This is a genomic window from Brevundimonas sp. Marseille-Q4549 (assembly GCF_976940555.1).
Map to the genome: position 1 here is coordinate 2,986,713 of NZ_CDRHXG010000001.1, position 26,980 is coordinate 3,013,692.

The following is a 26,980-nucleotide window of genomic DNA, read 5'->3' on the forward strand; positions in this document are numbered from 1 at the left end:
CTAGGGCGCCGCTCTGAACCATACGGCGCCGGAAAGTTCGCCGATGTCGATGGTGGAGACGATGTCTCTGCCGAAACGATCGCGCACCCAATTGCCCCAGTTGTAGGCGATGCTCTCGGCGATGGCCCGCGCGAGAACCGGATCGAAAACCGCGTCGTCCGCCTGCCCCAGATGAAACGCATTCATATAGGCCTGTGCCGCGATGATCGGCTCGGCGTCCTCCGAGTGCTTCAGGATGTCGTCGACAACGGCTTGATCGAACTGTTCCTCGATGAACAGCCCGCCCCGGTATTCGATCAAGCCAGGATGAAGCACCCTCAGATACTCGAACATCAGATGTTCCGAGCCTTGAGCCTGGATCAGAAGCCTGTCCTCTTCGGCGCGATGGACCCCGTTGAAAGCGGCTTCGACCTTGAGCGACAGGTCTTCGCTCACGCCAGCGTCTCCAGCTGCGCGGGCAAGGCATAGGCCCAGCTGGTGATGTCGCCGGCGCCCAACAGCACGACGACGTCGCCGGATTTCGCCTCATCCTTGATCAGCCGTGGCAGGACGGCGGCGTTCTCCAGCGCCTGGACCTGACGGTGGCCGTAACGGCGCACGCCGTCGGCCAGGGCGTGCTTGTCCACCCCCTCGATCGGCTGTTCGCCGGCCGGATAGACGTCGGCGACGATCACGCTGTCGGCGTCCGAGAAGCTGGTCGAGAACTCGTCCATCAGGTCGCGCAGCCGGGTGTAACGGTGCGGCTGGACCACGGCGATCACCCGCCCCTCCGTCACCTGACGCGCGGCCTTCAGCACGGCGGCGATCTCGACCGGGTGGTGGCCATAATCGTCCACGATCCGCACCCCGTTCACGACGCCCGTGGTGGTGAAGCGGCGCTTGACCCCGCCAAACCCGGCAAGACCCGTGCGGATCGCCTCGTCCGACACGTCCAGCTCGCGCGCCACGGCGATGGCGGCCAGGGCGTTCGACACATTGTGCCAGCCGGCCATGGGCAGGTGCAGGTTTTCGATCCGGTGCGTGTCGCCGTTCTGGATCACGACATCGAACCGGGCGCCGTCCGGCCCCATCTGGCAGTTGTCGGCCCGCACCATGGCCTGCGGATTGGTCCCATAGGTCACGAGCCGCCGGTTATCGATGGAGGCGACCAGCTTCTGCACCTCGGGGTGATCCAGACAGACGGCGGCGAAACCGTAGAAGGGGATGTTCTCCACGAAGTCCACGAACGCCTTACGCACCGCGTCGAAGTCGCCGTAGTGATCCAGATGTTCCGGGTCGATGTTGGTCACGATGGCCACGGTCGATTTCAGGCGCAGGAAGCTGCCGTCCGACTCGTCCGCCTCGACCACGATCCAGTCGCCGTCCCCGACCTTGGCGTTGGTGCCATAGGCGTTGATGATGCCGCCGTTGACCACTGTGGGGTCCAGACCCGCCGCGTCCAGCAAGGCCGCCACCATCGACGTCGTCGTCGTCTTGCCGTGGGTGCCGCCGACGGCGATCGAGAATTGCAGCCGCATCAGCTCGGCCAGCATCTCGGCCCGGCGCACCAGCGGGATGCGGCGCTCGCGGGCCGCCTTCATCTCGGGGTTTTCGGCCTTCACCGCCGTCGAATAGACCACGGCCGACACACCCTCGCCCACATGGGCGGCGTCGTGGCCGATGAAGATTTTAGCGCCCAGCTGCTCCAGCCGTTCGGTGTTGGCGCTGGCCTTGGCGTCCGACCCCTGCACCGAATAGCCGATCTTCAGCATGATCTCGGCGATGCCGCTCATGCCGATGCCGCCTATGCCGACGAAATGGACGGGACCGAGGTCGAACGGAACGGGGCGAAGGCGTGCGATCATCCCAGCCGAATACACAGACGCGATGGTTTTTGCATCACCCTTCGCCGCCGTTTAGTCCACCTTAACCACAAGGATTCACCATTGCGGTCTAACTGTTGCGGGGCCGCGTTCCATGTCCGAGCTTAAGACCGACGTCATTCACCGTGGCGATTGCATCGAAGTGCTGAAAAGCCTGCCCGACGCCTCGGTCGACATGGTCTTCGCCGACCCCCCCTATAATCTGCAGCTGGGCGGCGACCTGTTGCGTCCGGACAACTCCAAGGTCGATGCGGTCGACGACGACTGGGACAAGTTCGCCAGCTTCGCCGAATACGACGCCTTCACCCGCGCCTGGCTGGCGGAATGCCGCCGCGTGCTGAAGCCCGAGGGTTCCATCTGGGTGATCGGCTCCTATCACAACGTCTTCCGCCTGGGGTCGGCGATCCAGGATCTGGGCTTCTGGGTGCTGAACGACATCATCTGGCGCAAGTCCAACCCGATGCCGAACTTCAAGGGCACCCGGTTCACCAACGCCCATGAAACCCTGATCTGGGCCGCCAAGTCGCGGGATCAGAAGCGCTACACCTTCAACTACGATGCGCTGAAGGCCTTCAACGAAGACACCCAGATGCGCTCGGACTGGACCCTCGCCCTGTGCACGGGCGAGGAGCGGATCAAGGACGCCGACGGCAAGAAGGCCCATCCGACCCAGAAGCCCGAAGCCCTGCTGCACCGCGTCCTGCTGTCGGCGACCCGCCCCGGCGACGTGATCCTGGACCCCTTCTTCGGCACCGGCACCACGGGCGCGGCCGCCAAGCGTCTGGGCCGGCATTACATCGGCATCGAGCGTGACGAGACCTATGCCGATGTCGCCGCGACCCGCATCGCCTCGGTCATCCCCGCCAGCGCCGAAGACCTGATCGTCACCGGCTCCAAGCGCGCCGAGCCCAAGGTGCCGTTCGGCGCCCTGGTCGAGGCCGGCCTGCTGCAGCCTGGCGACCGCCTGTATTGCCCCAAGGGCGAGCGCGAGGCCCGCGTGCGCGCCGACGGCTCCCTGGTCCACGGCTCCCTGACCGGCTCGATCCACAAACTGGGCGCCCTGTTGGAGAATGCGCCGGCCTGCAACGGCTGGACCTACTGGCGCTTCAAGACCGACCAGGGGCTGAAGTCCATCGACGCCTTGCGCGCCGAAATCCGCGCCGGGATGCAGTGAGCGAAATCGTACATTAAAACCGGCTCAGCCTTGCCTTAAGCGACCGAAACCTAAGACAAAATTCAAGGGTCGCGGAACCTCGACGCGGGGCGGCCATTAAGGCCTCTGATCCTCCCCCGGGATCGGAGCGCCATCCCATGAAAATCGCCCAGGTCACACCGCTTTACGAGGCCGTCCCCCCCAAACTGTATGGCGGGACAGAGCGTGTCGTCGCCCATCTGACCGACGCCCTGGTCGATCTTGGCCATGACGTGACCCTGTTCGCCAGCGCCGACGCCCAGACCAAGGCGCGTTTGGCGCCCGTGCGCGATCAGGCCATCCGCCTGGACCCCGCGCCGCTGAAGTCCGACCTCGCCGCCCATCTGACCATGCTGGGCGAGGTGCTGGATCGCGCCGACGAGTTCGACGTGATCCATTTCCACACCGACATGATCCACTTCCCCATGTTCCGGCGCTGGGCGGACAAGACCATCACCACCCTGCACGGCCGGCTGGACATGAAGGACCTGCCCCAGGTCTACGCCCGCTGGACCGAGTTCGGTCTGGTCTCCATCTCCGACGACCAGCGCACGCCCCTGCCCTTCGCCAACTGGAAGGCCACCGTCCATCACGGCATGCCGGGCGACCAGTACGTCTTCTCGCCCAGGTCGCAGGGCTACCTCGCCTTCCTCGGCCGCATCTCGCCCGAGAAGCGGCCCGACCGCGCCATCGAGATCGCCACCAAACTGGGCAAGCCGCTGAAGATCGCCGCCAAGGTCGACGCCGCCGACAAGATTTATTGGGAAGAGACCATTCGCCCGATGATCGAGGGCAATCCGTTGATCGAATTCATCGGAGAGATCGGCGATCACCAGAAGTCCGCCTTCCTGGGCGGCGCCGAGGCCCTGCTGTTCCCCATCGACTGGCCCGAGCCCTTCGGGCTGGTGATGATCGAGGCCATGGCCTGCGGCACGCCAGTCGTCGCCTTCCGCTGCGGCTCGACGCCAGAGGTGATCGAAGACGGCGCCACCGGCTTTCTGGTCGATACGCTGGAGCAGGCCGTCGCCGCCGCCGGTCGCGCGGGACTTCTGGACCGTTCCGTGATCCGCGACCGGTTCGAGCTTCGCTTCTCGGCCACCGCCATGGCCCGGGGCTATCTGGACGTCTATGGCGACCTCTTGGTCCGCCGCCCGTTCGCCGAAAGCCCCCTGCCCGACCGCGTCACGCCTATACGCCCCCTGGACGAAGCGCGCAGCTTCGCCCTGGGCGCCTGAACGCCGACTCCACCGGGCAAGAATTCGGCGGGCGCGGCTGAACCGTAGCCGTCGTTCCTCATTAGACACCAAAGCGGCCGCTCGGCGCCGCATTCGGGTGACACGTTCGGCCCTATCGCTGAACGACGGGGACAGAACCGTATGGACGACGCCTATTCGACGCAGCTGACCGCCGGCGAAACCGTCGAGACCTCGGGTCTGGAGCAGTTGAACGCCCTCAAGGAAGGCGACGCCTTTCTGGTGGCAGACGGCTGGGGCGACATGAAGGGCGGCGCCGACGGTCTGTTCACCGACGACACCCGCTATCTGTCGCGCTTCGTCATGACGGCGGGTCTGGCGCGGCCGTCAAAGCTGTCGTCGGGCGTCAGCCAGGACAACGTCTTCTTCTCCTGCCATACGACCAACCGTCCCCTGCCGCCGATGGGCGGGCGCTCGGCCCCGGCCGGGGTGCTGCATCTGGAACGCCGACGCTTCCTGTGGCGCAATCGGATGTTCGAGCGGGTGCAGATGGTCAATCACGGGGTAGAGGACATCCTCCTGCCCCTGGCCTTCGAATTCGGCGCCGACTTCGCAGACATCTTCCAGGTACGCGGCACGCCTCGCCCGAAACGGGGAACCCTGCACGCCCCCTCCACGGACGGCCGGCGGGTGCAGTTCCGCTACACCGGCCTGGACGATGTCGATCGCCGCAGTTGCCTGGCCTTCTCCGAACCGCCCGCCCGACTGACCGGCCAGCGCGCCGAGTTCATGTTCAGCCTGCCGAAGGGCAAGTCGGTCGATCTCTATATCGAATGCGGCCTGGACGCCTGCGAACCGCCGGACGCCGACCGCTGGCGATTGAACGCCATCCAGGCGCGCCTGGCCATGCGGGCCAAGCGTCGCCGGGGGGCCACCGTGCGTGGGCCGCGCAGCCCCCGCTTCAACGACTGGTTGGACCAGTCGCGGGCCGACATGGCGCTTCTGACCACCGACCTGCCGACCGGCCCCTACCCCTACGCTGGGACGCCCTGGTTCTCCACGCCGTTCGGGCGCGACGGCCTGATCTCGGCCTGGCAGATGCTGTGGCTTGACCCGTCCCTCGCCAAGGGCGTCCTGACCTATCTGGCCGCGCGGCAGGCGACCGAGACCTCGCGCTTCCAGGACAGCCAACCCGGCAAGATCATGCACGAGACGCGCGGCGGCGAGATGAGCGCCCTGCACGAGGTGCCCTTCGGCCTCTATTACGGCGGCGTCGACACCACCTGCCTGTTCGTGGCCCTGGCTGGCGCCTACGCCCGCCGCACCGGCGACCTGGACCTGATCCGCACGCTCTGGCCCAATCTGATCGCGGCGGCCAGATGGATGCGCGACTATGGCGACAGCAACGGCGACGGCCTGATCGACTATCAGCGGGGGGCGGACACCGGCCTGTCCAACCAGGGCTGGAAGGATTCCGAGGACTCCATCTTCGATTCCGAAGGCCGCTTCCCCAAGGGGCCGGTCGCGCTGCTGGAGGTTCAGGGCTACGCCTTCGCCGCCTGGAAGGCGCTGGCTGACCTGGGTGAACGCCTGCACGACGGTCGCGCGCCCGAATGGCGGATGCGCGCCGAACAGGTGCGCGCGCTGGTCGAGGATTTGTTCTGGATGGAGGATCAGGGCTTCTACGCCGTCGCCCTGGATGGCGACGGCCGCCAGTGCGGGGCCATCGCCTCCAACGCCGGCCATCTGCTGTTCACCGGCCTGCCCTCGCCCGAGCGCGCCCGCCTGGTCACGCGTCGTCTGCTCGGCGCCGAGTTCCGCACCGGCTGGGGCATCCGCACCCTGGAGCTGGGCCAGACCCGCTTCAATCCCATGAGCTATCATAACGGCTCGGTCTGGCCGCACGACACCGCCATGGCCGCCGCCGGCATGGCCGCCTATGGAGAGCGCGACGCTGTCGCGGAAATCCTGGCCGAAATCTACGCCGCCGCCGCCCACTTCCACCTGCGTCTGCCCGAACTGTTCTGCGGCTTTCCCCGCGTGGCGGGCGAACCGCCCATCGCCTATCCGGTCGCCTGCCTGCCCCAGGCCTGGGCGGCGGGTTCGGTCTTCCTGATGCTGCAGGCCGCGCTGGGGTTGTCGATCGACGCCTGGACGGGAACCATCGACCTGACCGATCCGGTCCTGCCCACCGGGTTGCAGACACTCAAGATTCAGGGCCTTCGGGTCGGCGACGCCTCGGTCGATATCGACATCCAGCATGTCGACGGCCGCGCAGTGGCGGTGCCGAAGCGCAAGCAGGGGCGGCTGGCTATCCGCACCCTGCGCTGACGCGCGTCTAGGATTATTTCGTCAAATCAATAACATTCCAGACACGCCTCGATCCAGCGCCTTAGCGAACACTGTCGGGAGGGCCGCCCGCGCAGCCTCGATCTCCATCCAGCGCCGGCCGTCCGGCGCGCCCCCCGTCGCCGTCCTCACCGTCAGGGTCAGGCCAAAGTGTGTGAAGACGTGCTCCACCGTCCCGGCTTCGCGCCAGTCGGCCGCAAGGGGCGGCGCGTCGGAGGGGTCGCCCGTCGTCCAGTCGCTGGTCGGCAGGCCCAGCATCCCGCCCAGCAGGCCCTTGTCCGGTCGTGTCTCGACGGCGACCCGCCCCTGCCCGTCGAACAGCACCCAGGCGAAGCCGCGTCGCTGCGGCCGATCCGCCTTCTTCGTCTTGATCGGATAGCGTTCGGGGCTGCCCCCGGCCCGACCGGCGCAGTCTTCGGCCACGGGACACTGGCCGCACAGCGGCGACCTGGGCCGGCATACGGTCGCCCCCAGGTCCATCAGGGCCTGGGCCCAATCCCCAGGCCGGTGGTCGGTGACGAACAGACCCGCCAGCCGCCTCAGCTCCGGCCGCGCCTGGGGAACGGGCGTCTCGACGGCGAACAGCCGCGCCATGACCCGCTCGACATTGCCGTCCACCACATTGGCCGCGCGGTCGAAGGCGATGGCCGCCACCGCCGCCGCCGTATAGGCGCCCACCCCCGGCAGGGCCAGAAGCCCCGCCTCCGTATCGGGAAACACGCCGCCATGATCGCCCGCCACCGCCCGCGCGCAGGCCAGCAGGTTGCGGGCGCGGGCGTAGTAGCCCAGCCCCGCCCAGGCGGCCATCACCTCGGCGTCCGGGGCGGCGGCCAGGTCCGACACGGTCGGCCACCGCTGGGTGAAGGCGTTGAAATAGGGGGTGGCGTGCGGCGTCGTGGTCTGCTGCAGCATCACTTCCGACAGCCAGATGCGAAAGGGCTCGGTCCGCGCCGCGCCCGGACCCGCTCGCCACGGCAGGCTCCGCGCATGGGCGTCGTACCAGGCCAGCAGCCGGGACCGAATCCTTGAAATGTCGGGAGAGACGTCGGGCATGGGTTGGGGCTATATAGGCCCATGCGCCGCCCGCTGCCCACAGACGCCGAGGTTCGCGAAATCCTGTCGCGCCGCCGCACCCGCCCCGCGCCGAGCCCGGCGCCGCGTGCGGGCAAGGCCCTGACGCCGCTGATCAAGAAGCTGGACGAACAGTTCGGGCGCGGCGCCGGCGCGCTGGAGCCGCGCTGGCGTGAAATCGTGGGCGACCGCCTGGCCCGTGTCACCCGCCCGCAGAAACTGACCAAGGGCAAGGGCGGCCAGCCCGGCGTGCTGGAGCTGCGCGTCGCCGGCGCCGCCGCCCTTCTGGTCCAGCATCAGTCCGAGGACATACTGGCCCGCGTCAATCTGTTCCTGGGCGCCGGTTCGGTGGACCGGCTGCGGATCGCACAGGGGCCCGTCAAACCCCTGCCCGAGGCCGCCGCCCGGCCGCGCCGCGCCCCGGCGCCGCCGCCTCTGTCCGCGGCGGCCGAGGCCGATCTGGCCGCCTCCGTCGCCTCGGCGCCCGCCGAACTCCAGGTGGCCCTCGCCCGCCTGGGCCGCGCCGCCCTGACGCGCGCCTCGATGCGCGGCGACGGCGACGATTGACAAATCTTCGCCGCACCTGTTCTCGACTACTCTAGGCATTGCGCGGTTCGGCAGGAATCACGCGATCATCCGGTGAAACTCCGACCAAGGACGTCCCATGGCCTCGAATGAATCCCGCTTCGCCCGCATGAGCCGCCGCGCGGCCATCACCGGCGCCGCCATGGCCGCCATGGCCTTGGCCGCGTGCAACGGCGCCAAGACCGCCGCCGAGGGCGACATGGCCCAGGGCGCGCCCGAAGGCGCCAAGGTCACGGTCTATGAATACGCCTCCGTCACCTGCCCCCACTGCGCCCTTTGGCAGAAGAACACGTGGCCGGCCTTCAAGGCCAAATATGTGGACACCAACAAGGTCCGCTACGTCTTCCGCGAACTGCCGACCCCGCCGGTCGACGCCGCCACCGCCGGCTTCCTGGTCGCGCGTTGCGCCGGGCCGGACAAGTATTTCGACGTGGTTCACCAGCTGATGGCCACCCAGCAAGAAATGATCACCTCCACCCCGCGCGACTGGCTGCTGCGCACCGCCCAGGCCGCCGGCCTTTCGGAGGACCAGTTCAACAAATGCGTCACCGACAAGGACGCCGTCGCCGCCATGGAGAAGCGCGTCCAGTTCGCCCGCAGCCAAGGCGTGACCGGCACCCCGGCCTTCTACGTCAACGACGTCCAGGTGGTGTCGCCGGGCGGCGAGGGCGCCAGCCTGGCCGACCTGTCGGCCGCCATCGACGCGGCCCTGGCCAAGTAAGATGAAGCGTCGCGCTGTCCTGGTCCTGTCGTTCGCAGCCGCGCTGGCGACCGTCGTGGCTGGCCCGGCGGCGGCGGCCGTCCTGCCGCCCGTCACGGCCCAGGACAATATCCTGGGTCGGGTCGATGCGCCGGTGACGGTGGTGGAATACGCCAGCTTCACCTGCCCGCACTGCGCCGACTTCCACACCCAGGTCCTGCCGGCGTTCAAGGCCAAGTACATCGATACGGGCAAGGTGCGGCTGGTCTATCGCAACCTGCCGACGTCCCCGGCGAATCTGGCGGAGGCCGCCGCCGGCGTGGCCCTTTGCGCCGCGCCTGGCCGCTTTTTCGACGTGGCCGAGGCTTTCATGACCCATCAGGCGACGCTGTCGACGACCGGGACTCGGCCCTGGTTCGATGCTGCGGTCGCCGCCAGCGGCAAGACCCGCGACCAGATCGGCGCCTGTCTGCAGGCCCCGGCCACCCAAGCCACGCTTCAGGCCCAGATCGACGGCGCGGCGGCGGCCGAGGTCGAGGGCACGCCCACTCTGTTCGTGAACGGACGGCGCCTCACCGATCATTCGCTGGAAGGCCTGTCGGACGCTGTCGATCCGCTGCTGCGGCGGCGTTGACGCGCTAGACGATGCAGTTTCAGCGCCTCCGGCTCGTCGGCTTCAAGTCGTTCGTCGACCCGGCGGAAGTGCATATTGAATCCGGCCTGACCGGCATCGTCGGCCCCAACGGCTGCGGCAAGTCCAACGTCCTTGAAAGCCTGCGCTGGGTCATGGGCGCCAACTCGGCCAAGGCCATGCGCGGCCAGGGCATGGACGACGTGATCTTCGCCGGCGCCGCCGGTCGCCCCCCGCGCAGCCACGCCGAAGTCCAGCTGACCATCGACAACGCGCAACGCCGCGCGCCCCAGCCCTTCACCGACAGCCCCGTGCTGGAGGTGTCGCGCCGCATCGACCGGGGCCAGGGTTCGACCTATCGTATCAACGGCAAGGAGGTGCGAGCCCGCGACGTCCAGCTGCTGTTCGCCGACGCCTCGACCGGCGCCAACTCCCCCGCCCTGGTGCGTCAGGGCCAGATTTCCGAACTGATCGCCGCCAAGCCCCAGAACCGCCGTCGCATTCTGGAAGAGGCGGGCGGAGTCGCGGGCCTGCACACCCGCCGCCATGAGGCCGAGTTGCGGCTGAAGGCGGCCGAGGCCAATCTGGATCGGCTGGACGACATCGGCCGCGAGCTGGAGACGGCGCTGAACCGGCTGAAGCGCGAGGCCCGTCAGGCCGAGAAGTACAAGAAGATCTCCGCCGAGATCCGCGCCCTGCAGGCCGCCCTGCTGTTCGTCCGCTGGAACGATGCGCGTTTAGCCGCAGAGGCCGCCGCCGCCGAACTGCGCGCGGCCGACGCCGCCGTCGCCGAAACCACGACCGCCGCCGCCGCCGCCCAGACCGCCGCCCTCGCCGCCCAGGAGGCGTTGAAGCCCGCGCGGGAAGAGGACGCCGTCGCCTCCGCCCTGCTGCACCGCGCCAGTCTGGAGCGGGACCGGCTGGACATGGCCGAACAGGCGGCGCGGGCCGAGGTGGACCGGCTGAAGGCCGAGGCCGCCCGCATCGCCGCCGACGCCGCGCGCGAGGAGGGCATGGCCGCCGACGCCCGCCGCGAGCTGGAGCGGCTGGACCACGAACTGACCCGGCTGAAGGCCGAGATCGCCGCCGCCCCCGAACGCGGCCCCGAACTGGACAAGGCGCTGCTGGCCGCCGAGGACGCGCGCAAGGCCGCCGACGCCGAGGTGGAACGTCTGGCCGGGACGCTGGCCGCCGTGGAGGCCCGCGCCGCCGCCGAGACGGCCCGAAAGCGCGACGCCGAGGCCCGGCTGGCGCGCGTCGTCGGCCAGTTCGATCAGGCTCGCCGCGAGCGCGAGGCGCTCGGCCCGCTGGAAACGCCCGAGCTGGAAACCGCCCGTCAGGCGCTGGACACCGCCCAGGCCGATCTGGCCGCCGCCCGCGAAGCCGTCGAGGCCGCCGAGGCCCGACGCGGCGAACTGGCCCGCGCCGAGCAGGAGGCCCGCACCGCCGCCCGCACCGCCGAGGACCGGCTGGGGCGGCTCCAGACTGAGGCGCGGGGTCTGGCCCAGCTGCTGGTCACGGGCAAGCGCGACCACCCGCCCGCGTTGGACAAGGTGCGCGCCGACAAGGGGTATGAGGCCGCTCTCGCCGCCGCACTGGGCGACGATCTGGACGCGGCGCTGGACGCCCGCGCCGCCGCCTATTGGGGCGGGGCTGAGGCGCCGGTTCCGACATGGCCCGACGGCGTCACGCCCCTGTCGGCCTATGTGCAGGCGCCGGATCAACTGACCGCCCGCCTCTCCCTATGCGGTGTGGCGGCGAAGGCCGACGCGGCCCGGCTGGCGCAGACCCTGCCCACCGGCGCCCGGCTGGTGACGACCGAGGGCGATCTCTATCGCTGGGACGGCTTCGTCAGCCGCGCCGAGGCGCCCCGCCCGGCCGCCGTCCGTCTGGCCCAGCGCACGCGGCTGGCCGAGCTGGAGGCCGAGATCGACAAGGGCAAGCCCGCGCTGGATCAGGCGCAGGCGGTCCAGAAGTCCGCCACCGAAGCCTTCCGCGCCGCCGAGGACGAAGTGAAGGCCGCCCGCCTCAAACCCTTCGCCGCCGACAAGGCCGCAACCGCCGCCCGTGACCGCGTCGAAAACCTGGCCCGCGAACAGGCCCGCCGCGAGGCCCGCGCCCAGGCGCTGGACGACACCGTGATCCGGCTGGAGGCCGAGGTGGCCGAGGCCAAGGCCGCGCTGGACGCCGCCCTGACCGCCGACGCCCCGTCCGAGACCGTCGCCGGTCTGCGCGAGGAGCTGACCGCCGCTCGCGCCGCCGCCGACAAGGCCCGCGCCGCCGCCCAGACCGCCCGCTCCGACCGCGACGCCGAGGCCCGCGACCGTCAGGGGCGCGAACAACGGCTGGGCGGGCTGACCCGCGCCCGCGACGGCTGGGTCAGCCGGTCAAAGGACAGCACCGCCCGCATCGCCGCCCTGGCCAAGGACGCCGACAAGACCGCCGCCCTGCTGAAACAGGCCGAGGTCGCGCCCCAGGGCTTCGCCGAACAACGCGGCAAGCTGCTGGACACGCTGAGCGCCGCCGAACAGCGCAAACAGGCCGCGTCCGACGCCATGGTCACGGCCGACACGGCGGCGGGGGACGCCGACCGCGCCAGCCGCGCCGCCGACGCCGCCGCCGCTCAGGCCCGCGAGGCCCGCGCCGGTCTGGCCGCCCGCTCGGAGGCCGCCGCCGAGAAACTGACCGAGGCCGAGGCCACCCTGCGCGAGACGGCGCAGATGTCGCCGCTGGAGTTGGGCCAGAAGCTGACCGACGACGCCATCGCCCGCCCGCCCGACGCCGCCGGGGCCGAAAGCCTGCTGTTCGGCCTGGAGCGCGAGCGCGAGGCCCTGGGCGCCGTCAACCTGCGCGCCGAGGACGAGGCGGTCGAATACGGCGAACGGCTGAACAGCATGAAGTCCGAGCGCATCGACCTGACCCAGGCGATCGCCAAGCTGCGCGACGGCATCGACGAGCTGAACGCCGAAGGGCGCGAGCGGCTGGTCGCCGCCTTCGACGTCATCAACACCAACTTCAAGACCCTGTTCGAGGCCCTGTTCGGCGGGGGGCAGGCGGAGCTGAAGCTGGTTGAGTCGGACGATCCGCTGGAGGCGGGGCTTGAGATCTACGCCTGTCCGCCCGGCAAGCGGTTGTCGGTCATGAGCCTGATGTCGGGCGGCGAACAGGCCCTGACGGCGGCGGCCCTGATCTTTGGCGTCTTCCTGGCGAACCCGGCGCCCGTCTGCGTGCTGGACGAGGTGGACGCCCCGCTGGACGACGCCAACGTCGACCGCTTCTGCCGGATGCTGCATGAGATGCGCAGCCGCACCGACACCCGCTTCATCGTCATCACCCACAACCCCGTGACCATGAGCCGGATGGACCGCCTTTACGGCGTCACCATGCCCGAACGCGGCATGAGCCAGCTGGTCAGCGTGGACCTTAATCAGGCGGAGACCCTGGTCGCATGATCGCCCTGCTGCTGGCCCTGAGCGACCCCGCCCTGGTCCCGACCGGCGTGGGCCGGTTCGCCATATACGCCGACGTGGCCTCCATCGAACGTGACGGCGACATGGCCCGGATGCGGGAGCTGCAGGTGACGGAGACCGGCTTCAAGGTCGGGGACGTGGTCTATGTCGGCGGCTGGTCGCGGTGGGCGTTCGACTGTCGGGCCAGGACGGCGGATCGGCTGGACTTCGCCTCCCTGCGCGCCGACCGAACCGAGGGCCCCGCCACTCCTGACAAGGCCCCGGCCCATGACGCCGCGCCGGGCGGAGACGCGGCGGAGCTGCTGGCCATCGCCTGCGCGACCGACCGGCCCGCCGAGACCCTGACACTGGATCAGGCGATCAGGCGAGGACAGGCGGCTCTGGCGGACTGACTGCTTGCCATCTCCCTCCCCTTCAGGGGAGGGTGGTCGAGCGCAGCGAGACCGGGTGGGGGCGGCCCAGAATGGCGAAAATCGCAAAGGCCAGAGCGATTCGGAAGGCCATGAGCCCGCCAGAGGCGCGGCTGTGGCTGGCTTACGCGACCTGCGAAAGCAGGGCTTTCATTTCCGCCGCCAACACCCTCTGCTTGGCTACTACCTCGACTTCGTTTGTCTGGGACGAGGCTTGGCGGTGGAAGTCGATGGCGGTTCGCACGAGGGACGTGGCGACTGGGATCGGCGACGGGACGCCGCCTTGGCCCAGTTCGGATTGAAGACCCTGCGGATAGAGGCCTCGGATGTTCGTGATCGTCTGCCGGACGTGGTGGACTTCATTCTGGGGGAGTTGACGGCGGCCGCCCCCACCCGGCCGCTTCGCGCCCACCCTCCCCGGGACGGGGAGGTAGACTAGCAGGCTCGCCCTGCGGCCATTCCACCCGGTCTCGCGGGAGGGCTTCGCGGCATTCGTCGCGCATGAAGGCCATCAGCTTTTCGCGGATTTCGCAGCGCAGGTCGAAGGCCACACCGCCGGAACGGGCGCTGGCCAGGCAGCGGACCTGAAGCACCCGATCGGTGATGTCCGTGACCTGCATCACCTGGACGTCGCCGTCCCAGTGTTTCGACGCCCTGACGATGCCCTCGAAGGCGGTGCGCAGCCGGTCGATCGGCGCCTCGTAGTCGACGTAGAAGAAGGCCACGCCGATCAGGCGGGCGTTCTCGCGCGTCCAGTTCTGGAAGGGCTTGGTGATGAAGTAGGACAGGGGCAGCACCATCCGGCGCCAGTCCCACAGCTTGACCACCACATAGGTCGAGGTGATCTCCTCCACATTGCCCCACTCATTCTCGACGATGACGGCGTCGTCGATGCGGATCGGCTGGGTCAGGGCGATCTGGATGCCGGCGACCATATTGGTCAGGATGGGCTGGAGCGCCAGGCCCGCGATGATGCCGACGACCCCGGCCGAGGCCAGAAGGCTGACGCCCCACTGGCGGAAGCCCGAAATGGTCATCAGGGCCAGGCCGACGGTGACGATGAACAGGATCACCTTGGCCACCCGCTGCAGGATGCGGGTCTGGGTCAGGTGTTTCCTGGCCAGGAGGTTGTCCTCAACGGCGATATTGTACCGCTTCAGGTGCATGACCGACCACATGTCCAGCACCCCCGACGCCAGCCAGCCCAGCGTCAGGATGAACAGGAACAGCAGCACCGACCGCACTTCGGCCGAGGGTTCGGGATGCATCGGCGACACGGTCACGCCCAGCCCCACGCCCATGATGATGATCAAGACCCGCAGTTTGATCCGGGCCCGCTCGACCACCCCGCGCCAGAAGACGTCCTTCGTCCTGACCATGCGGCGCAGGATGGCGAAGACGATCTTGTGCGTCAGCCAGCCACCGCCCACGAAGACCAACAGCACCAGGCAGATCACGGCCCATTCGGGCAGCCAGTCGAACCGATGCCACAGGGCGCGGATTTGGCGGGTCAGAGCGATGATTTCAGGAGGCATGATCTCCTAAACGCCTCAGGGCCTTTGCGGTTGAGCCTTTCCCGCCGTCGCCTCGACCAGGTCGGCCAGGCGCTGGGCGGCGTCGGGAATGGCGACGCTGCGGGCGGCGGCGGACATGGCCGACAGGCGCGCAGGATCGGACAGGACGGCGATCAGGATCGAGGCCAGGCGGTCGACGGTCAGGTCGTCCTCGAGGATCACTTCGCCGGCGCCGGCGTCGGTCAGGGCCTTGGCGTTCAGCCGCTGGTGGTCGTCAGTGGCGATCTTCAACGGGATCAATACGGACGGCAGGGCCGCGACGGCCAATTCCGCGCAGGTAGAGGCGCCCGAGCGGCCGATGACCAGATGCGCCTGGCGCAGCCGTTCGGCCATGTCGCGGAAGAAGGGGGCGACCTCGGCCTGGATGCCCGCCTCGAGATAGATCTGACGCGCAGCCTCCAGCGTCTCGGGCCGGGACTGCTGTTGCACGCGCAGGCGGCGCCGCAGGGTTTCGGGAAGGGCCGCCAGGGCGCGGGGCGTGGTTTCCGACAGGATACGGGCGCCCTGGCTGCCGCCCGTCACCAGGACATGGATCGGGCTGTCGTTCTGTGGCGCGACATAGGGGCGGTCGAACAGGGCGCGGATGTCGGCGCGGACGGGGGAGCCGACGACGTGGGACCGCCCCTGCACCTTGGCCGGCGCCCGCTCCAGCGTGGGGAAGGACGAGGCGACCTGGTTCACATAGGGCGCCAGAATACGGTTGGTGCGACCCAGCACCGCGTTCTGCTCGTGGATCACGGTCGGGCGGCCTGCGGTGAGGGCCGCGACCAGGGCCGGGGCGGACGGATAGCCGCCGAAGCCCACCACCACATCGGCGGCCAATCGGTCGAAGGCCCCACGCGCCTGCATCACCCCCTTGAGAATGGCGACGCCGGCCTTGATCAGGCCGACGGGGCCGGAGCCGGTCGCGGCGTCCAGGGCCAGTCGCTCCTCGGCGGGAAAGGCATGGGCGTACTGTTCGCCACGATGGTCTGTCGCCAGAACCACGCGCCAGCCGCGCGACGCCAACTCACGCGCCAGCGCCTCGGCCGGGAACATGTGGCCGCCGGTTCCACCAGCGGCGACGACGCAGAGCTTGGACATGAGGCGGGCGCTCCGAAAACAAAGTGAGTCTGAATAGTCCGGTTTGTCCGACGGCGGGACGGCGGACGGAAAAAAGAGAGTCCGGAGAGTCCAGATAGTCCGAACCGCCTGACTGGAAGTTCCCGCCGCCAGCATCGCACGGTTCGGGGCGGCGATAGGAAGATCGCGGATCGCCGCCTTCAAACCCTTGTTTCGACGAGGCTTCGGCCGTCAGAATACGCGCCGCCCCGTTCCCAGGTTGGCGCCGGGCTCATAGGCGCCGGGGCGCCGCCGCGTCAGGGCCAGGGCGAACCCCATGGTCAAACACATGGCCAGCATGGACGAGCCGCCATAGCTGATGAAGGGCAGGGTCATGCCCTTGGTCGGGATCAGGTTCAGGTTCACCGCCACATTGATGCAGGCCTGAAGCCCGATCAGCATGAACAGGCCCGCCGCCGCCGTCTGTTCGAACGGGTCGGTCAGCTTCATGGCCCGGCGCATCCCGCGCACGACGATGAAGGCGTAGAGGCCGATCATGATCAGGCTGAGGACCAGGCCGAACTCCTCGGCGCCGACGGAGTAGATGAAGTCGGTGTGCAGGTCGGGCACGTGACGCTTCATCACCCCCTCGCCCACCCCGCGCCCCAACAGGCCGCCGGCGCGGATGGCCTCGGATGCGCTGTCGATCTGGTGGGTGTCTGTGGTCTCGGGCGAGAAGAAGCGGCTGAGACGGTCGCGCATATGGCCGAAGACGAAATAGAGCGACACCAGCCCCGCCATGCCCAGGCTGGCCAGAACCGCCATCCATTTGAACGGCACCCCGGCCATAAAGAAGACGGCCATGAAGGTGGTGGTGATCAGCAAGGTCTGGCCGATGTCCGGCTGGATCAGCAGCAGACAGACGGTCAGGGCGTAGAAGCCGAAGGCGATGGTGACGCCGGGCACCCCCTGGCCCTTCTGCGCCTCGGCGAACATCCAGGCGGCGAAGACGATCAGGCCGGGCTTGGCGAACTCGGACGGCTGCAGGCTGAACGGCCCCAGGTTCACCCAGCGCGCGGCGCCCTTCACCGTGTCGCCGATGAAGGGCAGGGCCGCCATGACGACGATGGCGCTGAGCAGGGCCAGAACGGCGATGCGCCGCACCCCGCGCGGCGACATCAGGGAGGTGGTCAGCATGATCGTCAGACCGACGCCGGCGAAGACGATCATCCGCCACGAATAGTGGAAGGGGTCGGTGATGGATTCATCGGCCAGGATGGCCGCCGGGCTGGAGGCGAAACTTAGCGAGACGCCCAGACCCATCAGGGCCAGGGCCGCGCCCAGGAGGCCGCGATCCACGGTCCAGAACCAGCGCGCGATCAGGCTCTGGTCGTTGCGGGAGAAGGCGGGGGTGTAGTGGGCGCTCATGACGCGGTTTCCGGGACGGCGCCGAGGGCCAGGACGGCGGCGCGGAAGGCCTCGCCCCGCGCCTCGAAATCGGCGAACTGATCGAAACTGGCGCAGGCGGGGGACAGGAGGACGATCTGCTCGCCCCCGGCGGCGGCAGCGTCGGCCGCTGCGGCGGCGACGGCGGCGTCCAGAGTCCGAGAGATGACGTGGGGACTGTCGCCCAGGGTCGCGGCGAAGGCGTCGGCCGCCTGTCCGATCAGATAGGCCCTGGTCACGCGCGGGAACAGATCGGCCAGATCGTCGATGCCGCCCGCCTTGGGCACGCCACCGGCGATCCAGAAGACGGACGGGTAGGCGGCCAAGGCCTGACGCGCGGCGTCGGCGTTGGTGGCCTTGGAATCGTTGACGAAGCGCACGGCGCCGACCCGCCCCACCGTCTCCATCCGGTGGGCCAGGCCGGGGAAGGTCAGGAGCCCCTTGACGGCGGCGGCGTGGGAGACGCCCAGCGCGCGGGCGGCGGCATAGGCGAAGGCGGCGTTCTGGGCGTTGTGCCGTCCGGCCAGCGAACGGGCGGGGGTCAGGTCGGCGAGGATCGCGCCTTGCGACCAGATCGCTCCGGGCACAGCCTCCACTCCGCTCATCCCCGCGAAGGCGGGGAGCCAGTTCTGTGGGCGTTCCAGCGGTGGAGATGCCGCAAGCTGCCGATCCCTCGCATCCTGTCCTGACGAAAGCACTGGGTCCCCGCCTTCGCGGGGATGAGCGGAAGAAGAGACCGCGATCACCCGCTGGGACAGTTGCGACGCCAGCCCCTGCCCCCAGGTCTCGTCCACGCCGATCAGCGCCACCGCGTCGGGCGCTTGATGGGCGAAGATCCGGCGCTTGGCCGCGACATAGCCCTCCATGCCGCCATGGCGGTCCAGATGGTCGGGGCTGATGTTGGTCAGGATGGCGACATCGGGGGCGAAGGTCGTGGTCAGGTCGAGTTGGTAGCTGGAGACCTCGATCACATAGACGGCGTCGGGCGTCGGTTCGGGCAGGGCCAGGACGCCGACGCCGATATTGCCGCCGACGTGGACCGTCAGGCCGGCCGACTTCAGCACCCAGCCGATCAGGGCGGTGGTGGTGGACTTGCCGTTGGTGCCGGTTATGGCGACCACGCGAGGCCGCTGGTCCTGGGGCCGGGCGGCCAGGGCGCGGGCGAACAGTTCGACGTCGCCGATCACCGGCACGCCCGCCTGACGCGCGCGCTGGACCGTCCAGTGAGGTTTCGGATGGGTCAGGGGCGCGCCGGGCGACAGGACCAGGGCGGCAAAGCCGGACCAGTCGGCGGCGGTCAGATCCTGGACCTGAAAGCCTTCCGCCTCGGCCTGCATCCGGCCTGAGACCCCGTCGTCCCACAGGATGGGGATGGCGCCGCCGGCCTGGAGGGCGCGCGCGGCCGTGATCCCCGACCGTCCCAGGCCGAAGACCGCCACCCGCCTGCCCTCGAAGCCAGGAACGGGGATCATCGGATCAGCGCAGCTTCAGCGTGGACAGGCCCAGCAGGGCCAGGGCGCCGGCGATGATCCAGAAGCGGATGACGACAGTGGATTCCGGCCAGCCCATCTTCTCGAAATGGTGGTGAACCGGCGCCATCAGGAAGATGCGCTTCTTGGTCAATTTGTAATAGCCGACCTGGATCATGACCGAGGCGGCCTCCATCACGAACAGACCGCCGACGATGCCCAGCACCAGCTCGTGCTTGGTGGTGACGGCGATGGCGCCCAGGGCCCCGCCCAGGGCCAGGGAGCCGGTGTCGCCCATGAAGATCTTGGCCGGCGGGGCGTTGTACCAGAGGAAACCCGCGCCGCCGCCGATCATGGCGGCGCAGAAGATGGCCAGTTCGCCCGCGCCGGGTACATGGTGAACCTGAAGATACTGGGCGAAGACGAAGTTGCCGCAAAGGTAGGAGATCACCCCGAAGGCGCCCGCCGCCATCATCACCGGCACGGTGGCCAGGCCGTCCAGCCCGTCGGTCAGGTTCACCGCATTGGAGAAGCCGACGATGGTGAAGGCCGCGAAGGCCACATAGAACCAGCCGATGTTCAGCAGGACCGCCTTGAAGAAGGGGAAGGCGATAGACGTCTCCAGCCCCGGCGAGGTCGGCGAACGGGTCATCCACAGCACCGTCAGAACACCGGCGATCACGGCGACGACGGTCTGGGCCAACAGCTTCTGTTTGGACGTCAGGCCGGCCGAGGTCTGTTTCGTCACCTTGGCGTAGTCGTCGATGAAGCCCAGCACGCCGAAGGCCGCCGTCACGCCCGAGACGATCCAGATATAGGGATTGGTCAGGTCCGCCCACAGGAAGACGGCGACGCCGATGCCCGCCAGGATCATCAGCCCGCCCATGGTGGGGGTGCCGACCTTGGACAGGTGGCTGACGGGGCCGTCGTCGCGGATCGGCTGACCCCGGCCCTGTTTGGCGCGAATCCAGTTGATGAAACGGCTGCCCATGGCCACGGCCACGATGGCCGCCGTCGCCAGGGCCAGGGCCGTGCGGACCGTCTGATACTGGATCAGGTTCAGCAGCGGATACTGGTGCGCGACGTCGGCGTAATAGAGGTACAGAAGGTAGAACATCTTTTTTCCCTACCGCGACGCGTCGCTGCTTGAGGGGGCGCCTTGGGCGCTGTTCAGGCCGGCCAGCGCCTTGGCGACCAGCGAGGCGCTGGAGCCGTTGGAGCCCTTGACCATGACCACGTCGCCGGGCGCGACCAGCAGCGCCGCCTCGGCGGCCAGTTCGGCGGCGGTGGCGCGCCACAGGCCGCGCCGCGAGGTCGGCAAGGCGTCGTAAAGCCAGCGCATTTCGGGGCCGGCGGCGTGAACCAGGTCCAGACCGGCCGCGTCGATGGGGCCGGCCAAACCTTCGTGCAGGCTGCGGCTCTGGTCGCCCAGTTCCAGCATGTCGGTCAGGACCACGACACGGCGGCCCGAAACGGCGCGGGCGCCCAGGCTCTTGAAGCCGGCGGTCATCGACAGGGGATTGGCGTTGTAGCTTTCGTCGATCAGGGTGAAGGCGCCGTCGGCCAGGGCGACCTGGCGCGTCTGGCCCCGCCCGGCCAGCGGCTGGAAGTCGGCCAGGGCCTGGAGCCCTGTCTCCAGCGGCACGTCCAGCGCGTCGAGCATCAGCAGGACGCACAGACTGTTCAGGCCCCAGTGTGCGCCTGACTGAGCCAGGCGATACTCCAGGGGCCGGCCGAACAGTTCGGCCACCACGGTCGCGCCTTCGGCGTCGGGCCGGAAATCAAGAAGGCGGGCGTCATGGCCGATATCCGTGCCGAAAGTCACGCGTCGTGCGCCCAGCCGCCCCGCCGCGTCGCACAGCAGCGGCGCCAGGGCGATGTCGCCATTCAAGACGGCGGTTCCGCCGGGGACCAGACCCTGGAAGATCGCGGCCTTCTCGCGCGCCACGCCCGTCTCGCCGTCGACGAAGGCCTCGATGTGGACGGGACCGACGGTGGTGACGCAGGCGGTGTGGGGCGCGACCAGTTTGGAGAGGGGCGCGATCTCGCCCGGCGCGTTCATGCCGATCTCGAACACGGCGCGCCGGGTCTGGACCGGCATCCGGGCCAGGGTCAGGGGCACGCCGATATGGTTATTGTAGCTCTTGACCGAGGCATGGGCGGGACCGGCGAGGTCGAGGCCCGCCTTGATCGCCTGGGTGACGCTGGTCTTGCCGACGCTGCCGGTGACGGCGCCGCGCTTCACATGGGGGGCGCGGTCGCGGGCCGCCACGCCCAGCGCCTCCAGCCCGTGCAGGGTATCGGGGACGACGACGTAGGGTCCGCCTTCGACCGGGCGTTCGACCAGGGCGGCGGCGGCGCCCGACGCAAAGGCGCCGGCGGCGAAATCATGCCCGTCGCGCGCGCCTTTCAGCGCCAGGAACAGGTCGCCCGGCCCGATCTCGCGGCTGTCGTAGGTGACGCCGGAAATGGCGACGTCGGCCCCGTGCAGGGCGCCGCCCGTGGCGGCGGCGACTTCGGCGGCCGTCCAGAGCGGGCGGGCGGTGGATTCAGGCATGAACGGACAGGGCCTCGGACGCGACAGCGGCGTCGTCGAAGGGATGAGTCGTCCCGCCGACGATCTGTCCCTGTTCATGCCCTTTTCCGGCGACGACGACCACATCTCCGTCGCGCATCATTTCGACGGCGGCCTCGATGGCGGCGCGGCGGTCGCCGATCTCCAGCGCGTCGGGGCAGCCGGCCCTGACCTCGGCGCGGATGACGGCGGGGTCTTCGGAACGGGGGTTGTCGTCCGTGACGATGGCGACATCGGCTAACCTTCCGGCGATGGCGCCCATCAGGGGCCGCTTGCCCCGGTCACGGTCTCCGCCGGCGCCGAAGACCACGATCAGCCGACCCGTGGCGTGAGGACGAAGGGCGGCCAGCACCGTCTCCAGCCCGTCGGGCGTGTGGGCGTAGTCGACATAGACCTCGCCCCTGCTCCGCTCCTGGCCGGTCTCCGCGCCGATGCGTTGCAGCCGCCCTTGCGCACCCGTCAGGGCCTCCAGGGCGCCGATCACCGCATCGGCCGGATCGCCGGCGGTGATACACAGGCCCGCCGCCACCAGGGCGTTCGACGCCTGGAAGGCGCCGGCCAGGGGCAGCAGAATGTCGCGCACCTCGCCCTGCACATCGATGGTCAGGCGCTGACCCTCGGGCGTCGCCTGCCGACCGATCAGCATCAGGTCGCGCCCGCGCTGACCCACGCCGAACACGCCCAGACCGGCCATGATGGAGGCCGAGGCGAAGGCGGAATAGGCGTCGGAATCGGCGTTCAGCACGGCGGTGCGGCCACGCGGCAAAAGGGTCTCGAACAGGCGCAGCTTGGCGGCGCGATAGTCCTGCATCGTGCCGTGGTAATCGAGATGGTCCTGGGTCAGGTTGGTGAAGGCGGCCGCCTTCAACGCCACCCCGTCCAGACGCCGCTGGTCGATGCCGTGCGACGAGGCCTCCACCGCGACGTGCGTCACGTCCTTGCGCGCCAGTTCGGCCATCAGACGGGCGGCCTCGGCGGCGTCGGGGCTGGTCAGGCCGGGACCGGTCAGGGCGTAGGTCCGGTCGCCCTTCTGGCCCACCACGCCCAGGGTGCCCATGCTGGCGGACTTGTGGCCCAGCGTGGCCCATATCTGGCGGCAGAAGGCGGCGACCGAGGTCTTGCCGTTGGTGCCGGTCACGGCCACGCAGGTCTTGGGCTGGGCGCCGTAGAAGCTGCGCGCGGCGATGGCGTAGGCGCGGCGCACGTCGCCGGACGTGACCAGGACCGGGGCGGCGCTTTCAGGCGTGTCGGCGGGGGCCAGAACGGCGGCCGCCCCCTGCGCCAGGGCCTGGGGGATGAAGGCGCGGCCGTCGGCGGCCGATCCCGGCAGGGCCACGAACAGGGCGCCGGGCGCGACCTTGCGGCTGTCGGCCGTGACGCCGGTGATCACCGGGTCGGAGGACACGTCGCGGCGCAGCAGGTCGGACAGGTGAAGCGCGCTCAATGTGCGCCTCCCGCCGGGGCGCCGGCCTGGGGGATCTTTTCGCCCGTGGCCGTGCGCCAGCGGTCGCCCTGGCGCTGCACGCCCAGGAAGCCGGCGATCCGGTCGGCGATGTTGCGCACGGCGGGCGCGGCGACATAGGCGCCGGTCTTGGGATAGGCGCCCGGCTCGTCCATCACGATCAGGATGGCGTAGCGTTTGGCCGTGACGGGCCCGTCGACCGGGAAGACCGCCGCGAAGGAGCCGACGGCGTGGCTGGGGTCGTAATGGCCGTTCACCAGCTTGTTGGCCGAGCCGGTCTTGCCGCCCACCCGCAGGCCCGGCGCATCGGCGAAACCGCCCGAGCCGTTGACGACGTTGCGACGCATCAGGTCCAGCATGGTGCGCGAGGTTTCCTCGGTCACGACCTGGGGCGTCTGGGCGCCGCGCAGCCCGCCCTTGCGCAGGGTCAGAGGCACCATCCGCCCGCCGTTGGTCAGGGCGCCCATGGCCTGGATCACCTGGGCCGGCGTCACCATGATGCCGTAGCCGAAGGACAGGGACGCCAGGGTCGAGTTGTCCCAGCGACGCGGAGCGACCGGCCGGGCCGATTCCTTCAGTTCCACGGTCGAGGCGTTCAGCAGGCCCAGGCGACGGAAATAGTCGCGCATGGTGTTCGGCCCCATCTGCAACGCCAGTTGCGACGTGCCGATGTTGGAGGAGTGCAGATAGACCTCTTCCAAGGTCATGACCCGGTTCTGGGCGTGGAAGTCCTTGATCTTGCGGTCGCCGATCTGGAAGGCCTGGGAGGCGTCGAACAGGGTGTTCATGTCGGCCTGACCCGTGTCCAGACCGGCGGCGACGGTGAAGCTCTTGAACACCGACCCCATTTCATAGTGGGCGGCGACAGCCCGGTTCAAGGTCGCGCCCTCGGGCGCCGCGCCGCGGTCGGCGGGATTGAAGGTCGGCCAGCTGGCCATGCCCAGGACCTCGCCCGTCTGGACGTCGGTGACGATGCCGACCGCCCCCTTGGCCTGAGCCTTGACGGCGGCTGCGGCCAGTTCATTCTCCAGCACGCCCTGGATCCGCAGGTCGATCGACAGGGGGAAGCTTTCGCCGCGTTCGCCGGCGGCGCGGATTTCGTTGTTGAAGGCCAGTTCGGCGCCGGAAACCCCCTGCCCGCCCGTGTCGGCGTCGCCGATCAGATGCTCGGCCGAGGTTCCCAGCGGATAGGCGCGGCGATCCTCGGGCTCGAAGGTGACGCCGCCCAGGGCCAGGGCATGCACCGCCGCCTTCTCCTGCGGGGTCAGGCCGTTCAACACGATCAGGCGACGATCGCCGCTCAACACCTTGCGCAGGCGCGCGGGCTGGATGCGCGGCAGGGCGCGGCGAAGCTGGCCGAAGGCCAGGTCGCGATCCCAGATCTCGGACGGATCGATATAGAGGCCGTAATGGACGATGTTGGTGGCCAGCAGTTCGCCGTTGCGGTCGGTCAGGTCGCCCCGCACCAGGGCGTTCGGATTGGCGCCGGACCAGCGGCCGCCGGTATGGGCGAACAGGGCCTTGTAGGAGGCGCCGATCGCCAGCCCCGCGAAGACGCAGGAAAAGACGATCAGGATCAGGAAGATACGGACGCGCGTGTCTTCTTCCGGGCGAGCGTCGGCGCGGGCGCGCTCGAAGCCGTGCTCCAGCCGCCAGACCAGTTCGGACAGCCAGCGCCAGAAGGGGGACAGCCGGCCCTGAAGGTCAACGCCCGGCGCGGGCCGGTGATAGCGATGATCCTGAACGCTCATCGCGGCGCCTCCGGCATGGCGGCGACATCGTCGTCGACAGCGGGATTGACGGCGGGCGAAGGGGCGGCGGGCGCGGCGGCGGCCGGCTTGGCCGCGCCGGACTTCAGCTGGGCCAGCTTGTCCGCCTCGGCCTGGCGATGCACGTCGGTGGGCGACAGGCCCGCCTGACGCGACAGGCTTTCCAGCCGCGCGGGCTGCTCCAGCCGGGCGACCTCGGCCCGCAACAGTCGGACACGCTGATTGTTGGCGCTGATCTCCTGCTCCAGCTGGGCGATGCGGCTGCTTTCGCGCGCCGCCGCCGCCTTGGCCGCATAGACCGAGACGATCATCACCGCGACCAGGCCGACGCCGATGATCTCGACCCAGCGCACGCCGCGGATCTTCCAGTCGAACAGGCGCTGCAGCAGGGAGCGGGAATAGGCGAAGAAGGGCGCCGTGGTCATGCCGCCGCCCTCCCGTCGATCCGGCCCCAGGCGGGGGCGTCGGTGCGGACGGCGGCCCGCAGCTTGGCCGAGCGGGCGCGGGGATTGGTCGAACGTTCCTGGTCGCCCGCCTCGCGCGCGCCCTTGAACTGAAGGGTGAAGCTGGGCTTGCGCGGATCGACGGCGATAGGGGCGTGGCGCGAGCCGGCGGGGCTGTTGCCCGTGCGTTCGGTCAGGAAGGCCTTGACGATGCGGTCTTCCAGCGAATGGAAGGTGACGACGGCCAGACGCCCGCCGGGGGCCAGGGTCGCCTCGGCCGCCTCCAGCCCGCGCTCCAGCTCGCCCAGTTCGTCGTTGACCGCGATGCGCAGGGCCTGGAACACCCGCGTCGCCGGATGGATCGGCGCGCCGCGACGGCCGCCCAGGGCCTTTTCGACCACATCGGCCAGATCCAGCGTGCGGGTGAAGGGCTGTTCGGCGCGACGACGCAGGATGGCGGTGGCCACGCGGCCCGACTGACGCTCCTCGCCATACAGTTTGAAGATGTGGGCCAGCGGCCCGTGATCCCAGGTGTTGACGATGTCGGCGGCGGTCGCGCCCTCGTCCGACATCCGCATGTCCAGCGGCCCGTCGCGCATGAAGGAGAAGCCGCGCTCGGCCTGATCCAGCTGCATGGACGAGACGCCGATGTCGAAGACGGCGCCGTCCAGCCGGGCCTTTCCGCTGTCGGCGAAGGCCTGGGCCAGACCCGAGAAGGGGGTGCGGATCAGCTGGAACCGCCCCGGAAAATCGTTCGCCACGGCGTCGGCGTGCGGCTGGACCGTCGGGTCGCGATCCAGGGCGACGACCTGGGCGCCGGTCTTCAGGATGGCGCGGGTATAGCCGCCAGCGCCGAAGGTGGCGTCGATCATCACGTCGCCGGGCGCGGGCGACAGGGCCTCGATCACCTCGGCCAGCAGGACGGGGGCGTGGGGCGCTTCGGTCACGACCCGCCTCCCGCCAGCTTCATCTGGGCCTGCAGCTTCAAGGCGCCGATCTGGGCCATGCCCGCCTTGGCCAGGGCGCGCTGTTCGGCGCGGCGGGCCGCCCACTTCTCGCGCGACCAGATCTGGAAACGGTCGTTCAGGCCGACGATGACGACGGTGTCGTCTAGACCCGCCTCGGCGCACAGGGCTTCCGGCAAGGTGATCCGGCCGCCCGCGTCATAAGACAGGCGCACCTGCTCGCCCATCACCTGCCACTCCAGCGCCGAACGCTCTTCGGAGCCGAACGGCAGGGATTCGATCATCTCGGCATAGACAGCGAACAGACGGTCGCCGCCCGCTTCCAGGCAGTCGGCCTCGATGGAGGGAAAGATGAACACGCCGCCGGCGGCGCCGTTTTCGGCCGTGCGGAAATCGTTGGGGATCAGGAGACGGCGCTTGCCGTCCAGCTGCTTCTCGTAGGTCGAGAGAAACACGCCCTGCCCAATCGGACCCTTCGGCCCGCCCCTAGATGCCTGACGAACGCCCGCCGCGCACGCCTTATCAGCCCCAAATCATGATCCTGGGATAACATGGGATGAAATGGGCCTCAATGGGATCGAAGCCAAGTTTTAACCATGTTTTGACGTGTGGCGGCCTGAACACGACCAGAAGGTCAGAACATACACAGAACAGACCAAGTATTCACAGGCTGTGAGGCGTTCTAACCTTCGTTGACCAGACAATAGGTTAACGGCCGCAAACCTGCGGGAGCCCCGCCAGAACGCTGAAATGCGGGGATAATCCGAACGCGG

Annotated in this window: 23 protein-coding genes; 9 read left to right on the forward strand and 14 right to left on the reverse strand. The window is 69.3% G+C overall.

Annotated features, from left to right (window positions below):
• Both ACWPV3_RS14965 and murC read right to left on the reverse strand, forming a co-directional pair.
• Positions 1 to 435, reverse strand: coding sequence for a hypothetical protein (locus ACWPV3_RS14965; RefSeq protein WP_292089001.1), 435 nt, complete (start codon positions 433 to 435; stop codon positions 1 to 3).
• Positions 432 to 1,844, reverse strand: coding sequence for a UDP-N-acetylmuramate--L-alanine ligase (gene murC / locus ACWPV3_RS14970; RefSeq protein ID WP_292089000.1), 1,413 nt, complete (start codon positions 1,842 to 1,844; stop codon positions 432 to 434). Before murC ends, ACWPV3_RS14965 begins: the two co-directional genes overlap by 4 nt.
• A 112-nt stretch (positions 1,845 to 1,956) precedes the next feature.
• Between murC and ACWPV3_RS14975 the strand changes: the two genes are divergently transcribed.
• From ACWPV3_RS14975 to ACWPV3_RS14985, 3 genes are all read left to right on the forward strand, one after another.
• Positions 1,957 to 3,036 (forward strand): DNA methyltransferase, encoded by a 1,080-nt coding sequence (locus ACWPV3_RS14975; protein ID WP_453978328.1) that lies wholly within the window; start codon positions 1,957 to 1,959, stop codon positions 3,034 to 3,036.
• A 137-nt stretch (positions 3,037 to 3,173) separates the two neighbouring features.
• Positions 3,174 to 4,289 (forward strand): glycosyltransferase family 4 protein, encoded by a 1,116-nt coding sequence (locus tag ACWPV3_RS14980; RefSeq protein WP_453978329.1) that lies wholly within the window; start codon positions 3,174 to 3,176, stop codon positions 4,287 to 4,289.
• Between the two features lie 141 nt (positions 4,290 to 4,430).
• Positions 4,431 to 6,578 (forward strand): amylo-alpha-1,6-glucosidase, encoded by a 2,148-nt coding sequence (locus tag ACWPV3_RS14985; RefSeq protein ID WP_453978330.1) that lies wholly within the window; start codon positions 4,431 to 4,433, stop codon positions 6,576 to 6,578.
• A gap of 21 nt (positions 6,579 to 6,599) precedes the next feature.
• On the opposite strand, the gene mutY is transcribed toward ACWPV3_RS14985, so the two are convergent.
• Entirely contained in the window at positions 6,600 to 7,649 is a 1,050-nt protein-coding gene (gene mutY, locus ACWPV3_RS14990; protein WP_453978331.1) for an A/G-specific adenine glycosylase, read from the reverse strand.
• A 21-nt stretch (positions 7,650 to 7,670) separates the two neighbouring features.
• On the opposite strand from mutY, the gene ACWPV3_RS14995 reads away from it, so the two are divergent.
• The 6 genes from ACWPV3_RS14995 to ACWPV3_RS15020 all read left to right on the forward strand — a co-directional run bounded on the left by ACWPV3_RS14995 (position 7,671) and on the right by ACWPV3_RS15020 (position 13,902).
• Positions 7,671 to 8,234, forward strand: coding sequence for a DUF721 domain-containing protein (locus tag ACWPV3_RS14995; protein WP_453978332.1), 564 nt, complete (start codon positions 7,671 to 7,673; stop codon positions 8,232 to 8,234).
• Positions 8,235 to 8,331: 97 nt separating this feature from the next.
• Positions 8,332 to 8,973, forward strand: a complete 642-nt coding sequence (locus ACWPV3_RS15000) for a DsbA family protein (protein ID WP_453978333.1) — start codon at positions 8,332 to 8,334, stop codon at positions 8,971 to 8,973.
• A 1-nt stretch (position 8,974) separates the two neighbouring features.
• On the forward strand, positions 8,975 to 9,586 hold the full coding sequence (locus tag ACWPV3_RS15005; RefSeq protein ID WP_292088991.1) for a thioredoxin domain-containing protein: 612 nt from the start codon (positions 8,975 to 8,977) through the stop codon (positions 9,584 to 9,586).
• An 11-nt stretch (positions 9,587 to 9,597) separates the two neighbouring features.
• Complete coding sequence (gene smc, locus ACWPV3_RS15010) at positions 9,598 to 13,035, forward strand: chromosome segregation protein SMC (RefSeq protein ID WP_453978334.1); 3,438 nt, start codon at positions 9,598 to 9,600, stop codon at positions 13,033 to 13,035.
• A complete protein-coding gene (locus ACWPV3_RS15015; RefSeq protein ID WP_313452665.1) occupies positions 13,032 to 13,445 on the forward strand; it encodes a surface-adhesin E family protein in 414 nt (137 codons plus the stop codon). Before smc ends, ACWPV3_RS15015 begins: the two co-directional genes overlap by 4 nt.
• A gap of 133 nt (positions 13,446 to 13,578) precedes the next feature.
• Positions 13,579 to 13,902, forward strand: coding sequence for an endonuclease domain-containing protein (locus ACWPV3_RS15020; protein WP_313452666.1), 324 nt, complete (start codon positions 13,579 to 13,581; stop codon positions 13,900 to 13,902).
• On the opposite strand, the gene ACWPV3_RS15025 is transcribed toward ACWPV3_RS15020, so the two are convergent.
• The 11 genes from ACWPV3_RS15025 to ACWPV3_RS15075 form a co-directional block, all read right to left on the reverse strand.
• On the reverse strand, positions 13,823 to 14,998 hold the full coding sequence (locus ACWPV3_RS15025; protein WP_453978335.1) for a mechanosensitive ion channel family protein: 1,176 nt from the start codon (positions 14,996 to 14,998) through the stop codon (positions 13,823 to 13,825). The two genes, ACWPV3_RS15020 and ACWPV3_RS15025, sit on opposite strands and share 80 nt — an antisense overlap.
• Positions 14,999 to 15,013: 15 nt before the next feature.
• Positions 15,014 to 16,120: an undecaprenyldiphospho-muramoylpentapeptide beta-N-acetylglucosaminyltransferase gene (murG, locus tag ACWPV3_RS15030; protein WP_453978336.1), complete on the reverse strand. Its 1,107-nt coding sequence runs from the start codon at positions 16,118 to 16,120 to the stop codon at positions 15,014 to 15,016.
• A gap of 210 nt (positions 16,121 to 16,330) precedes the next feature.
• On the reverse strand, positions 16,331 to 17,506 hold the full coding sequence (gene ftsW, locus ACWPV3_RS15035) for a putative lipid II flippase FtsW (RefSeq protein WP_312734151.1): 1,176 nt from the start codon (positions 17,504 to 17,506) through the stop codon (positions 16,331 to 16,333).
• Positions 17,503 to 18,996, reverse strand: coding sequence for a UDP-N-acetylmuramoyl-L-alanine--D-glutamate ligase (murD, locus tag ACWPV3_RS15040; protein ID WP_453978337.1), 1,494 nt, complete (start codon positions 18,994 to 18,996; stop codon positions 17,503 to 17,505). Before murD ends, ftsW begins: the two co-directional genes overlap by 4 nt.
• A gap of 4 nt (positions 18,997 to 19,000) precedes the next feature.
• On the reverse strand, positions 19,001 to 20,110 hold the full coding sequence (gene mraY, locus ACWPV3_RS15045) for a phospho-N-acetylmuramoyl-pentapeptide-transferase (RefSeq protein ID WP_292088981.1): 1,110 nt from the start codon (positions 20,108 to 20,110) through the stop codon (positions 19,001 to 19,003).
• Between the two features lie 9 nt (positions 20,111 to 20,119).
• A complete protein-coding gene (locus ACWPV3_RS15050) occupies positions 20,120 to 21,550 on the reverse strand; it encodes a UDP-N-acetylmuramoyl-tripeptide--D-alanyl-D-alanine ligase (protein ID WP_453978338.1) in 1,431 nt (476 codons plus the stop codon).
• Positions 21,543 to 23,012: a UDP-N-acetylmuramoyl-L-alanyl-D-glutamate--2,6-diaminopimelate ligase gene (locus ACWPV3_RS15055; RefSeq protein ID WP_453978339.1), complete on the reverse strand. Its 1,470-nt coding sequence runs from the start codon at positions 23,010 to 23,012 to the stop codon at positions 21,543 to 21,545. The genes ACWPV3_RS15050 and ACWPV3_RS15055 overlap by 8 nt, the downstream gene beginning before the upstream one ends.
• Positions 23,009 to 24,781 carry a peptidoglycan D,D-transpeptidase FtsI family protein gene (locus tag ACWPV3_RS15060; protein ID WP_453978340.1) on the reverse strand — a complete coding sequence of 591 codons (1,773 nt, stop codon included), beginning with the start codon at positions 24,779 to 24,781 and terminating at the stop codon, positions 23,009 to 23,011. The genes ACWPV3_RS15055 and ACWPV3_RS15060 overlap by 4 nt, the downstream gene beginning before the upstream one ends.
• Positions 24,778 to 25,224, reverse strand: a complete 447-nt coding sequence (gene ftsL, locus ACWPV3_RS15065; protein ID WP_292088974.1) for a cell division protein FtsL — start codon at positions 25,222 to 25,224, stop codon at positions 24,778 to 24,780. Before ftsL ends, ACWPV3_RS15060 begins: the two co-directional genes overlap by 4 nt.
• Positions 25,221 to 26,189, reverse strand: coding sequence for a 16S rRNA (cytosine(1402)-N(4))-methyltransferase RsmH (rsmH, locus tag ACWPV3_RS15070; protein WP_453978341.1), 969 nt, complete (start codon positions 26,187 to 26,189; stop codon positions 25,221 to 25,223). The genes ftsL and rsmH overlap by 4 nt, the downstream gene beginning before the upstream one ends.
• Positions 26,186 to 26,662, reverse strand: a complete 477-nt coding sequence (locus tag ACWPV3_RS15075; protein ID WP_453978342.1) for a division/cell wall cluster transcriptional repressor MraZ — start codon at positions 26,660 to 26,662, stop codon at positions 26,186 to 26,188. The genes rsmH and ACWPV3_RS15075 overlap by 4 nt, the downstream gene beginning before the upstream one ends.
• Positions 26,663 to 26,980 lie beyond the last annotated feature (318 nt).

Coding starts and splice junctions, on each gene's coding strand:
- ACWPV3_RS15050 (WP_453978338.1), bottom strand. CDS start 21,550: ATGCCTGAATCCACCGCCCGCCCGCTCTGGACGGCCGCCGAAGTCGCC.
- murG (WP_453978336.1), bottom strand. CDS start 16,120: ATGTCCAAGCTCTGCGTCGTCGCCGCTGGTGGAACCGGCGGCCACATG.
- ACWPV3_RS14995 (WP_453978332.1), top strand. CDS start 7,671: ATGCGCCGCCCGCTGCCCACAGACGCCGAGGTTCGCGAAATCCTGTCG.
- ACWPV3_RS14980 (WP_453978329.1), top strand. CDS start 3,174: ATGAAAATCGCCCAGGTCACACCGCTTTACGAGGCCGTCCCCCCCAAA.
- mutY (WP_453978331.1), bottom strand. CDS start 7,649: ATGCCCGACGTCTCTCCCGACATTTCAAGGATTCGGTCCCGGCTGCTG.
- ACWPV3_RS15060 (WP_453978340.1), bottom strand. CDS start 24,781: ATGAGCGTTCAGGATCATCGCTATCACCGGCCCGCGCCGGGCGTTGAC.
- ACWPV3_RS15025 (WP_453978335.1), bottom strand. CDS start 14,998: ATGCCTCCTGAAATCATCGCTCTGACCCGCCAAATCCGCGCCCTGTGG.
- murC (WP_292089000.1), bottom strand. CDS start 1,844: ATGATCGCACGCCTTCGCCCCGTTCCGTTCGACCTCGGTCCCGTCCAT.
- ACWPV3_RS14985 (WP_453978330.1), top strand. CDS start 4,431: ATGGACGACGCCTATTCGACGCAGCTGACCGCCGGCGAAACCGTCGAG.
- ACWPV3_RS15005 (WP_292088991.1), top strand. CDS start 8,975: ATGAAGCGTCGCGCTGTCCTGGTCCTGTCGTTCGCAGCCGCGCTGGCG.
- mraY (WP_292088981.1), bottom strand. CDS start 20,110: ATGTTCTACCTTCTGTACCTCTATTACGCCGACGTCGCGCACCAGTAT.
- ftsW (WP_312734151.1), bottom strand. CDS start 17,506: ATGAGCGCCCACTACACCCCCGCCTTCTCCCGCAACGACCAGAGCCTG.
- ACWPV3_RS15015 (WP_313452665.1), top strand. CDS start 13,032: ATGATCGCCCTGCTGCTGGCCCTGAGCGACCCCGCCCTGGTCCCGACC.
- smc (WP_453978334.1), top strand. CDS start 9,598: ATGCAGTTTCAGCGCCTCCGGCTCGTCGGCTTCAAGTCGTTCGTCGAC.
- ACWPV3_RS14975 (WP_453978328.1), top strand. CDS start 1,957: ATGTCCGAGCTTAAGACCGACGTCATTCACCGTGGCGATTGCATCGAA.
- murD (WP_453978337.1), bottom strand. CDS start 18,996: ATGATCCCCGTTCCTGGCTTCGAGGGCAGGCGGGTGGCGGTCTTCGGC.
- ftsL (WP_292088974.1), bottom strand. CDS start 25,224: ATGACCACGGCGCCCTTCTTCGCCTATTCCCGCTCCCTGCTGCAGCGC.
- ACWPV3_RS15000 (WP_453978333.1), top strand. CDS start 8,332: ATGGCCTCGAATGAATCCCGCTTCGCCCGCATGAGCCGCCGCGCGGCC.